Genomic DNA, 11,169 nt, shown 5'->3' with positions numbered 1-11,169 from the left:
ATATGCTAAATAATACAAAGGGGAAATTTAAGAACGTTGGCATCAAAGGATTACGTAAGAAAGCAGCCTGGGGAAATCAGACTTTAAGCACTATTTTGACTCAAGGTTTTTAGATGGGACAGCCGTGACTTTTCCGGTTACGACAACTAACTTTGCCGATTTATAGCAAAAAAATTATTTCTTCATACGATAACTTTCTCCTTCTAAGCTAATTACGGTTGCATGATGTACTAAACGATCAATAGCAGCCACTGCCATCATGTTATCAGGGAAAATGCTATCCCACTAACTAAATGACTGATTGGCAGTAATGATCAAACTTCCTGTCTCATACCGTTGGCAGATTAACTCAAATAAAACGCTTGTTTCATGCTCATCTTTTTTGACATAGCCAATATCATCAAGAATCAACAAAGGAATTTTATCAAGCTTGGCAATTTCTTCTTGCAGGCGATATTGCTTTTTAGCTAATTGCAGTATTTGTACTAAATGCGATGTTTGATAAAACCTAACCTTAAACCCTCGTTCAATTTTGCGATAAGCAATAGCACTTGCCAAATGCGTTTTACCTAAGCCACTGGCGCCAAAGATAATGATATTATTAGCTTCTGATAGCCAAGTGTCCGTCTTAGCTAACGCATTAATTTGTTCCGCATTAACGGTGGGTATCTCCTTAAAGTTGAAACTGCTTAACGTCTTGTGCTTAGGTAGCTTAGATTCCTTAATGTGTCTTGATAATCGACTCGATTCGCGACTATCTAACTCCATCTGTGCCAGATAAGATAAATATTGACCATGACTCCAATTCTTCTGAATGGATAGCTGAGAAATAGCCTGCCAATTTTGCTTAAAACTGGCAAGCTTCAGTGCCTTTAATTGTAAATCTAAAGTGGCTTCATAAGTATGCATAATTTCCCCCTGTGTGAGCGTGTGATAGTAAATGGTCATATTGATTAATACTTGGCATCGACATCGTTTGTATAGGTAACCTGGGGTTGTTCCTATTGAACTGAGTCTCCAACTGTTCAAGTATGATGGTTTTATCTGCTTCAATAAGTGCTAAACAAGCCTCTGCAACTGCTTCTTCACAGTTATGATCTGCACTTAGCTTCAACAGTCTTAAGATACTTTTGCAAGCAGCATCAGGCGTCTGTGTACGATCTAAATACTGCCAAATTGTCTGATAATGATCACTAGGCAATAGCTCGTCTTTATACTGGCAATAACGAAAGGCGCGAGGCTTTTTAATGAATGCATGTATGAGATGTTTGTAATCAATCACATATTTGCTGCTTAGTTTATTAGCATAACGTCTTTCAGTGCTAAATACGGCACTACTTCCCAGATACGCAATAATGTCTTTTTGTGAAATATGCACTGTCAACGTGTGTCCTACAAGACGTGACGGTACACTATATTTAATCTGTTTAATGTTGATCATAGAATGACTGGATACCTTAACAGACTTAATTTCATAATCCGCTGTTTTATGCATGGGTAAACAGCGCAGTGCAGATTGCTCAAGCTTAAAGTCTTTACTGTTACGACGATTGCTGTTCTCAACAACATGATGCAACCATTGTTCATATTCAGATAATGTCTTAAAATCTTTACTTCCACGCACCATAAGCTCTTGTTTAATACGGTTTTTGAGGTGACCATGTGATGACTCAACAGAGCCGTTCTCATGACTGACCCCTTTATTATTTCTTGTTGGATTCATGCCATAATAGGCACAGAGTTCTTTATAACGATCCGTTAAATCCTCATTAGCAACATCTTTGTCATTTTTATAGGCAGCGGCTAAAGAGTCTGTGCGATGCTCCTTTGGTGCGCCTCCTATATGAAATAACGCTTCTTGCAACCCTTCTGATAACGCCTGAAAGCTTTCCCCTGATAGGATAACTTTAACATAACTGTACTTGCTAAATACTAACCTAAAATGATAGATCATATGTTCCAAAGGCTTACCAGCGATCATAATGCCAATTTCTTTCATATGCGAAAAATCAGATAAGCCTTGATCACCAGGGTAATGTTTTTGCGGAAACATGACTTCTTTAGACATACCATGTTTCGCTTTCCATTCTCGTACACGCCTTTGTAATGTGCGAAGGCAAGAATCATCATAAATGGGATTACCTTGATCATCGACATGGTTACGCTGAAGATCAATAAATAACGTCATTGGCTGAAGCTCTGGATTGTCTTCAAGCTTCTGTTTCATCTCATCTTCCCAAAGCTTATCAATACTGCTTGCGCGTGTTTTATACTGCCTTGGTTTGGGTGGGTGTTGTGTGTGGTGTTTGCCACGGTCTATTGTGCGAGCTGTACGCTCACTAAAGCCTGATTTAGCAGCGCAGCCAATCTGGGTGAGTTTATCTTCTTGTCTGAGTTTCATGTATAGCTTTACCTGTTCTGTTGTGACTCGTTTTCTTGCCATACCTTAATCTTAATTATCTGCAGCTTTATTGATTAAGGAATAGACTACATGATTCAACCGGCAATTCTAGTTGTCGTCACCGGTAAAGCTAATTGTCACCTAATAACTTAAGCTGTTGGAGATGTGTGGTAATAAACTTAAACTCCCACACAGTAAAACACTTGGTGGCGGATTGTTTGAGCTAAGGGAAAGAAAATTTGGCTATAGAATATATTATAAATTTGAAAAAGATTGCGTGGTTTTGTTATTGCATGCTGGTGACAAGACATCTCAACAAAAAGATATAAAGAGAGCTAAAAAATTATTAAAGGAGATTCATTTATGAAGATTAAAAGTTTTTCAGAGCACCTTGAAAAAAGGCTTGATAAAGAAGAAATTAAAGAAATTGAACAAGCGGCTAAAATTGAATTTGATGCGCTGCAAGCATTACAAAATGAAGTGTCACAGGCAGTGATACACTATATGTCTGATAACAATATAGGCTTTAATGATATGGTTTCAAAACTAGGTAAAAGTCCATCACAATTATCTAAAATAATTAAAGGGGAGGCTAATTTAACAGTATCTACCATAGCTCAAATATCTTCTATTATGGGTTACAAGCCTCATTTACACTTTGCTAGATAGGCGCTTTGATAAAGTATTTATAAGGTTTTAATGGTGTTTTTTTGGTGGAGGCGGCGGAGAGTTCTTACTGCACTTGGCTTCCTGCCAAGTTTGCAAGCCGGTCTTTCGTAATCCGTGCTGCAGGCGTTCGCCAGTAAAAAGCTAGGTCGCTTTTTGTAATCTGACTCACTCTGCGTCCCGCGAGTTCAACTGCAACGATAAATAAGTATATGAAACGTCATTGGTATATTATGTATTGTTGATTTGGTGGAGGCGGCGGGAGTTGAACCCGCGTCCGCAAACTCGCCATCTTCAGATCTACATGCTTAGATTTATCTATTATCTTTAACTTAAATTTGCCCGATAAATCAGGGCAGCATTTAAGCGAGTCTTAAGGTTTAACCGCAGTGTTTAGACAGACACCTTGGCGATCTTGTGAAAGAGATGAACGAACGTAAGATAGATCCACAAGCAAATACTATCGGTTCGTGCGTATCTAGGTTCTTAAGCTAGATTAAGCAGCTTTACGAGCAGCAAAAGCTGTGTCGTTAGCTACAACGCGGTTTGCTTTGTTTTTGCCAGTTATTAGCAAATTGTAACGTGTTTTACGAGGCAGATACACCCTCGGCATGCACCGTAAGACATTGACATTCCCGTCGAAGCCATATTCGCCCCCAGTGAGGTTTGTTATTGTAGGTAAGGGCATCAATAAAGGCAAGTGGCAAGCTAAGTTATTTTGATTTTTTTGCGCATTTTAATGATTTTGACTTTTGTGCAAATCGGGCATAGATAATAATGCCAATTAGAGGTGCTAATAAACCAATAACTGAGACGGTAATTAATAGCACGCCAAGCTCACTATAATTCGCCGGTGTGCTAATGGTGTCATTGCTATGATCAACGACTTCACGCGTGACGACAAAGATTTGATTAAGATATTTGCTAAATAGAGATCCTGCAGTTAAGGCTAGATTCATAAAGCTTGCCATTAGAGCAAACCAGGTCGCGGCATTACCCTTAGGGGCATAGCGCGCGATAAGGGCTAACATCGGAATCATTGCCAATTGAGCAAAAGGTGAGGCAATCGCGCTATCAATGAGCACAATCGTGCGTGCACCAAAACCAAAGTAAACCATTGTCCATTCATGTAAGCCATAATAAAGTGCGATAAGTGGTAGCTCTAATAAAAAGCCTGCAACAGTCAGCCATAACAGCACCCATGCGATCGATTTCTCAGTGATGAGACGCGCGAAAAACCACATACCAACAATCGACATAAAAGCACCAATTTGTGAAAGTGTTCCAAAGAAAGCTTTATCAAATCCAAGCACATCGATCATAAACCATTGCGCGCCGGGGCCTGCTGTAGGTGAGGCGCGAAAGATAAAGATCATAAGGGCTGCGACAAAAATAGCGCGCAATAAATCTCTTGGCAATTCTTTGGTAATGGATTTAAGTAAATAGATGATAATCACTAACGACACAACAAAAACAATTTCCTGAGCAAAAGGAATATTACTCAAACCGATAACAATAATAAAAACAGCGTAGATCAGCCCACCAATAAGTACGGTTTTGTTGATTGGTTTTCTCGGTACTTTATCCAAGCGAATACACAAAATACCGGTAATGCTAATCAGTGGAATGACTAAGGTGAGTAGAAATAAATTTTGATAACTCATCACTTGCGCAAGCCAACCACCAAGACCGGCAACCAAAAACATACCTAAGCTTAAGCTTAAGCGTCCCAAGAGTTGAACCATTGCTAGATCTTTATCGATATTTTCTTGTGGGCGTCCTTCGCGTTCAACCACCTCAACACTCATGGCATCAGCAACAACATCCTGTAAGACAACGCCAAGAACAGTTAGAAGTGATGATATAAAGAAAAGCGTATTATCAGGTGCTAAAGCCACGACAAAAGACCAGCGTCCAGCTAATCCTGCCATAAGTAGTGAACCACAAACCATTAAAATCGCTGCAAGGTAGATATAGGCTTTGCGCTGTGAGCCAAACAAAGGCAGGCTGTCAACAAATTGCCCAAAAACCATTTTGATATTCCATGGCAAGCTTAACCATACACCAATAACAATAAGGCTTTCAGCCGATAAGTTTAATTGCTCTTTGACAAAAAATGACTCACCAATGCCCGAGAAGATGCTGCAGCCATAGGCAAAGTACACCATCAGAAGTGGTAGGTAACGCATACGCATCGCTTTGATTGGTTGGATTAAACTATCAACTTGCATATTAAAATCATCCTTGCCTGATATTCCCTGTAATGTTAAGCATAGCTAAGATTATTTAATTTACAAAAATCATATCAAACGCACTAATCACGACATTGTTTTGCCATGTTTTATGGTACAATTGCCGCGTTTTATTAAGCTAAATATCAAAAAGATCAAAGATTCAAAAGAGGTTTTAATATGGCTGGTCACAGTAAATGGGCAAACATTAAACATAAGAAAGCAAAAGAAGATGCTAAGCGTGGTAAGGTGTTTACTAAGCTTATTCGTGAGATCACCGTTGCTGCACGCTTGGGTGGTGGGGATAAGGACTCAAATCCACGTTTGCGCGCAGCAGTGGCAACTGCATTGTCAAATAACATGACCAAAGATACGATTGAGCGCGCAATTAAGAAGGGCGCTGGCGGTGAAGAAGGGGGTAACTTAGAAGAAATTCGTTATGAAGGTTACGGTCCTGCTGGTGTTGCATTTATCGTTGATTGTATGACCGATAATCGCAATCGTACCGTAGCTGAAGTGCGTCATGCCTTTACCAAAGCCGGCGGTAATTTGGGTACGGATGGTTCAGTGGCGTATATGTTTAATAAAAAGGGCATTATCAGCTTTGATGCGGGCTTAGATGAAGACATGGTCATGGAAGTCGCCCTTGAAGCCGGTGCTGAAGATGTGGTGAGCTTTGATGATGGTGCGATTGATGTCATCACCGATCCCAATACGTTCTCAGAGGTTAATGATGCTTTAGAAGCCAAAGGTTTAAAAGCGATCTCTGCCGAGATTACGATGGATGCGGATGTTAAAACCAATATTGACGATGCCGAAATCGCACAAAAAATTATGAATATGATCGATCGTTTAGAGGATCTTGATGATGTGCAAAGCGTTTATAGCAACGTCGAGTTTGACGAAAGTGTAATGGATGCGCTTAATTCGTGATTATTTTAGGCATTGATCCGGGCTCGCGCATTACCGGATTTGGTGTAATCAAAGTGCAGGCAAAAGAATGCTTGTATGTTACCAGTGGCTGTATCCGTATTACTAAAGAAGCAACTGCTGAGCGCTTAAAGCAAATTCAAGATGGTATTAACGATATTGTTGCGGCTTATCAACCAACGGAAGCGGCAATTGAGCAGATCTTTATGTTTCAAAATCCTGGTGCTGCATTAAAGCTTGGGCAAGCGCGCGGTGTCGCAATGTGCGCTTTAGCAAATCAAAATCTTACGGTTAACGAATACTCAGCTAAGCAGGTGAAACAAGCTGTTGTTGGCAATGGCAATGCAACAAAATTTCAAGTGCAGCATATGGTGCAGTCTTTTTTGCAATTAAGTAGCAAACCACAAGCCGATGCTGCGGATGCTTTGGCAATTGCGATTTGCCATTTCCACAGTCGCAATAGTTTACAGTTTATTCCAGGAGCTAACAAAATTGTACGAGGACGATTACGATGATTGGAAGAATAAAAGGTGAGCTTATCGAAAAGCAGCCACCATTGATATTGGTTGAAGCCGCCGGTGTTGGCTATGAGATATGGGTGCCAATGAGCTCAATCTATAAGCTTGGTGATGTCGGGCAGGAAGTGACATTGCATACCCATTTTGTTGTGCGTGAAGATGCGCAACAACTTTATGGCTTTGCCACTAAGTCAGATCGTAGATTATTCCAAGAGCTTATTAAGATCAATGGCATCGGTGCTAAGATGGCACTAGCGATCTTATCGGGTATGGACGGGGTCACTTTTGTTAGCTGTATTGAGTCACAAGATCATGGATTGTTATGCACGATTCCTGGCGTTGGTAAAAAAACGGCGGAGCGTATTATTATTGAGATGAAAGATAAGATCACGAAATTAGTCCTTGAGTTAGATGCTTTAACGCAGAATACGCCGCATACTACACAAGTGAGCACAAGCCTTGCTCATTCAGGTAATACAAGCTATCAGGCAAGCTCAATGGTACATCAAGCGGTTGATGCACTAGAAGCACTTGGTTATAAGCGTAAAGAAGCGGAAAAATATGTTCAAAAAGTCAAAAATGACGCTGATAGTGTCGAGAGTCTTATTCGCTTAGCACTGCAAGGGACGCAAAAGGTGTAAAAGACGTAAAGGTTATTTGCTATAAAACATTCTTCACTTAAATAAAAACTTTGTTAAGCTAATCAGCGAGTGTCCTACTTGGCAAAATGGAAAATAAGAAAGGTGAGAGATTAGCTTATGAAGAAAATTAAAAAAATGAGAAAAATCGTTAAAACATTATCGTTACCACTCATAGGTATGAGCTTAATGTCATCAGCAGTTGCAATGACAAATTACCAAGGTCCCAATCAGACGAAAGCATTATTTATATTACACAATGCGCATACGAATCCTTTATATAAACCTGTGCTTGAGGTACCTGCCAAAGATAACGTAAAAGGACATGCCAATGTGTATCAAGGTGAATATGCCGTATATATTCCTGTCAAAGGTAACAAGCCATTACTGACTCTGTTAAAAGAAGTTAATACGTTGGCATATCCTGATATGGCAACAAGAGTTATGACAACGCCGCATATTAGTATTATTCAAGGTGTATTTAAAGGAAAAAACTATCAAGAGTTGGTTGCAGCGGTTACCCAGTTGGCGAAAAACACCAAAGCGCAAGAGGTGACTTTAGCCAAAAACTTCAGCGTGGCAGGGGATACCTTATCTTTGGATGTTGCCGGAGATAATGCCTTTTTGAATGGGCTTAATGCAGAGTTAACTGCCAAAACGCATCCCAATGCACCAACACATCAAACGATTGTTGCTATTGAAGAAGGGCATGCTGATCTTACGCAAATGCAAAGCGGTAGCGCGTGGCGTGATTATAATATTCCAGGCAGTAATCGCTCTCATATTACAGCGGTTTATAACAAAGGTAATAGTGAATTGGCTACCAAAGCAAATAAGTTACTCAATGACAAAAGCTATAGCGTAATGATTGATAGCATCGCGATTGCCAAAATGGATGATAATGGCAACTTATATGGTAAACCAATTTTTGTTGCTCAATTCAAATCATGACTTTAGTACGTTGTCCTTGGGCAAACTCAAGCCCAGAGATGCAAAACTATCATGATCACGAGTGGGGTGTGCCACTGTATGATGAGCAAAGGCTTTTTGAGTTTTTATGTTTAGAAGGAGCACAAGCAGGCTTAAGCTGGCAGACGATATTAAAGCGACGTGATAATTATCGCCAAGCTTTTTGTGACTTTCAGATTGATAAAGTTGCAAACATGACTATAGATGATATTGAAACTTTAATGCAAAACCCTGGTATTATTCGTAATCGTCTTAAGATCAAAAGTGTGATTAACAATGCTCAAGTTTGGCTTCAACTATCCAAAACACAATTGATGGTTGAGGCGCTTTGGCAGTTTTCCCCTAAAGAAGCAATTAAATATGCGCAGCACGAAGCGATTCCGGCATTTACTGAAGCATCAAATAAGATGAGCAAATGGCTTAAGTCACAAGGTTTTAGCTTTGTCGGACCAACGATATGCTATGCTTTTATGCAAGCAACAGGGATGGTTAATGATCATTTAAGCTCATGTTTTGTCTTTGATGCCAAATAAAACGATAGTAGCAATCATCGCCATAACAAGTATTAATAAGGCGATTAGCAAGTTGGGCGCCAAAGGTAGCGATAAAGCAAAGCCACTGATAAGGCCTGCGGCAAGCATGCTAATGCAGCCATATAAACTACCCACTGCACCTAAACGCGCTTTAAAAGTGACAATGGCTAACGTGCTACTCGTTGGAAAAATGACACCCGCGGCAAAGTTAAAGATAATCACTGCCAGCATGATAAATTCAAGGCTATGGCTAAAGAATACGGCTTGAATGGTAATGAGAATGCCTGAGAGCAAAAAAAGCATCACAGCAATGGCTTGAGAGCGTTCAATAGAAATATATTTAAGTGCCATACCATTGGCAAACATACCTACAGCAATAAAGGCTTCACCAATGCCAAATACAATGGCGTAGTGGATTTCGCTTAAACCAAAATATTGTTGAAATAAGAAAGCGCTCATTGATAGATAAGCAATGATAGCGCCCATAATCGTGCTTGAGATTGTCATGTTTTTAATGAATGTTTTATTCTTTATAACCCATAGATAGGTTTTAACGGATAATTTGGCTGAAAGGCGTTTTTTGGGGTTCAGTAGAGTCTCAACCAAATAGATATAGGCGCCAATATAACAGATTACACTTAAAGTTAAGATGAAAATAAAGTCTGCACGCCAATGATAAACGTGTGCTAAGAATGCACCAACGATTGGTGCAATCACAGGCGCCATTAAGGTGCCAATACCCATAAATGACATAAAACGCGCATATTTGACTTTATCAGGAATAACATCACGCAAAATAACACGACCTAATGACATTGGAGCTGCCATGCCTACAGCTTCAAATGTGCGCCCAACCATTAGCATGCTAAAGTTTAGACTAAATACGGTAATCAGTGTGCCAACAATGCTAATAGCAAGGCCTGTAAGAAAAATTTTGCGTCGTCCAAAGCGTTCTGACAGGGGACCATAAATAAGCTGGGCGCAAGCAAAAACAATAAAATAATAGGTAACACTAAATGCTAATAAGTGGGCTCCCGTGCCAAAATCCTCACTAATACTTGGTAACGAAGGGACATAAATATCAGAGACAAAAATACCTAGCATCGAGGTAACCATAATAATAAAAACGAAAATAACCTTCGCCGATGTAGATGCTTTAATATGTAACATGATGCCTGCCCAATAACTAAACTTTTAATGTTGTAAAACTTTCAAAAATGAACGCGAGTTCAGTATAAAGTAAAACGTTTTTTTGTGCCAGACGGATTCCGGGAAAGTTTGTAGTGAAATTGTAATCATTGGGTGTTTAATTAAAACAACTAAAACAGATGTTCAGATGATTCATTGGTTATTAAGCAGTTACTATCAGCATATATGCGTTCTTGATCACATTCACGCGTATCAAATAGGTTTTGATCATATAAGTGACTAGGGACAACATTACTCAGTGATGCAAAGATATTCTGTGGAATAATCGGGTTTTGTTGAGCTAACTCGTGAATGAGATTTTTTACCTGCTGACGCTTTAGGTTTTCCTGCGTGCCACATAGGTTACATGGGATAATTGGAAAAGCTTGCTCTTTGGCAAAGCGGGCAATATCACGTTCTTGGCAATAAACCATCGGTCTGATCACCACATTTTGCTTATCTTCAGTTAATAGCTTGGCAGGCATTGATTTAACCTTGCCTTGATAAAACATCGACATTAATGCCGACTCAATTACATCATCCCGATGATGACCAAGCATGATCTTATTAATGTGGTTATCGCGTGCGAAACGATAGATATTACCGCGACGTAAGCGTGAGCATAACGAACAATAAGTTTTATTTTCAGGCACTTTATCAATCACGACAGAATAAGTATCACGCTTTTCGATAATATATGTAATGTTGTGATCTTCAAGATATTGCCTTAATCCAGAGTCATCCCAGCCTGGTTGGGTTTGATCTAAAGTGTAGACAATTAAGTCAAGATCATAAGTGCCATTGGCAACTAAATCGTGCATGACTTTAACCAGTGTGAAAGAGTCTTTGCCACCGGATAAGCAAATCATCACCTTGTCACCTTTTTGCAGCATTTTATAATCGGCAATGGCTTTGGTGATATAAAAATGAAGTTTCTTTTCTGTTTGCGTCATGGTGTTATAGGCTCTTAGGACTTACGCATTGATGGATGGCATGAATTTTGGTAGTAGCGATTCCATCGATGGTGCGAACTCAGTCACAAACTTAGCAATGACACTTTTAAATAACTCTCTGGATAACTCATAGCAGTTTTTC

General features: G+C 39.7%; 11 protein-coding genes, 1 other RNA gene and 1 pseudogene. 7 read left to right on the top strand and 6 right to left on the bottom strand.

Going from position 1 to position 11,169, the window contains the following annotated elements:
- Positions 1–174: 174 nt before the first annotated feature.
- Positions 175–909 (bottom strand): annotated as a pseudogene (gene istB, locus DNJ75_RS13460) (IS21-like element helper ATPase IstB).
- The gene (istA, locus tag DNJ75_RS13455) at positions 896–2,443 is read right to left on the bottom strand and encodes an IS21 family transposase (RefSeq protein ID WP_117003971.1); all 1,548 of its coding nucleotides are present in this window, start codon (positions 2,441–2,443) and stop codon (positions 896–898) included. Before istA ends, istB begins: the two are co-directional and overlap by 14 nt.
- Positions 2,444–2,558: 115 nt before the next feature.
- On the opposite strand from istA, the gene DNJ75_RS13450 reads away from it, so the two are divergent.
- Both DNJ75_RS13450 and DNJ75_RS13445 read left to right on the top strand, forming a co-directional pair.
- Entirely contained in the window at positions 2,559–2,768 is a 210-nt protein-coding gene (locus tag DNJ75_RS13450; protein ID WP_308420270.1) for a type II toxin-antitoxin system RelE/ParE family toxin, read from the top strand.
- The gene (locus tag DNJ75_RS13445; RefSeq protein ID WP_117003969.1) at positions 2,765–3,070 is read left to right on the top strand and encodes a helix-turn-helix domain-containing protein; all 306 of its coding nucleotides are present in this window, start codon (positions 2,765–2,767) and stop codon (positions 3,068–3,070) included. The genes DNJ75_RS13450 and DNJ75_RS13445 overlap by 4 nt, the downstream gene beginning before the upstream one ends.
- 244 nt (positions 3,071–3,314) lie before the next feature.
- Here DNJ75_RS13445 and ssrA read toward each other — a convergent pair.
- Together ssrA and DNJ75_RS13435 are read right to left on the bottom strand one after the other, a co-directional pair.
- Positions 3,315–3,725: a transfer-messenger RNA gene (ssrA, locus tag DNJ75_RS13440) on the bottom strand.
- Between the two features lie 55 nt (positions 3,726–3,780).
- On the bottom strand, positions 3,781–5,298 hold the full coding sequence (locus tag DNJ75_RS13435; protein WP_117003968.1) for an MFS transporter: 1,518 nt from the start codon (positions 5,296–5,298) through the stop codon (positions 3,781–3,783).
- A gap of 180 nt (positions 5,299–5,478) precedes the next feature.
- On the opposite strand from DNJ75_RS13435, the gene DNJ75_RS13430 reads away from it, so the two are divergent.
- The 5 genes from DNJ75_RS13430 to DNJ75_RS13410 all read left to right on the top strand — a co-directional run bounded on the left by DNJ75_RS13430 (position 5,479) and on the right by DNJ75_RS13410 (position 8,886).
- Positions 5,479–6,231, top strand: coding sequence for a YebC/PmpR family DNA-binding transcriptional regulator (locus DNJ75_RS13430; protein ID WP_117003967.1), 753 nt, complete (start codon positions 5,479–5,481; stop codon positions 6,229–6,231).
- Entirely contained in the window at positions 6,228–6,743 is a 516-nt protein-coding gene (gene ruvC, locus DNJ75_RS13425; RefSeq protein ID WP_117003966.1) for a crossover junction endodeoxyribonuclease RuvC, read from the top strand. The genes DNJ75_RS13430 and ruvC overlap by 4 nt, the downstream gene beginning before the upstream one ends.
- Positions 6,740–7,387 (top strand): Holliday junction branch migration protein RuvA, encoded by a 648-nt coding sequence (gene ruvA, locus DNJ75_RS13420; RefSeq protein WP_117003965.1) that lies wholly within the window; start codon positions 6,740–6,742, stop codon positions 7,385–7,387. Before ruvC ends, ruvA begins: the two co-directional genes overlap by 4 nt.
- A gap of 117 nt (positions 7,388–7,504) precedes the next feature.
- A complete protein-coding gene (locus tag DNJ75_RS13415) occupies positions 7,505–8,335 on the top strand; it encodes a 2'-5' RNA ligase family protein (protein WP_117003964.1) in 831 nt (276 codons plus the stop codon).
- The gene (locus tag DNJ75_RS13410) at positions 8,332–8,886 is read left to right on the top strand and encodes a DNA-3-methyladenine glycosylase I (protein WP_117003963.1); all 555 of its coding nucleotides are present in this window, start codon (positions 8,332–8,334) and stop codon (positions 8,884–8,886) included. The genes DNJ75_RS13415 and DNJ75_RS13410 overlap by 4 nt, the downstream gene beginning before the upstream one ends.
- Here DNJ75_RS13410 and DNJ75_RS13405 read toward each other — a convergent pair.
- Positions 8,860–10,056, bottom strand: coding sequence for a Bcr/CflA family efflux MFS transporter (locus tag DNJ75_RS13405; RefSeq protein WP_117003962.1), 1,197 nt, complete (start codon positions 10,054–10,056; stop codon positions 8,860–8,862). The two genes, DNJ75_RS13410 and DNJ75_RS13405, sit on opposite strands and share 27 nt — an antisense overlap.
- 149 nt (positions 10,057–10,205) lie before the next feature.
- Entirely contained in the window at positions 10,206–11,027 is an 822-nt protein-coding gene (gene ttcA / locus DNJ75_RS13400) for a tRNA 2-thiocytidine(32) synthetase TtcA (RefSeq protein WP_117003961.1), read from the bottom strand.
- Between the last annotated feature and the right edge of the window lie 142 nt (positions 11,028–11,169).

Origin of the sequence: Cysteiniphilum litorale, assembly GCF_003428165.1 — a bacterium.
Lineage (GTDB): Bacteria > Pseudomonadota > Gammaproteobacteria > Francisellales > Francisellaceae > Caedibacter > Caedibacter litoralis.
This window is presented reverse-complemented; position numbering and strand designations above follow the sequence as displayed.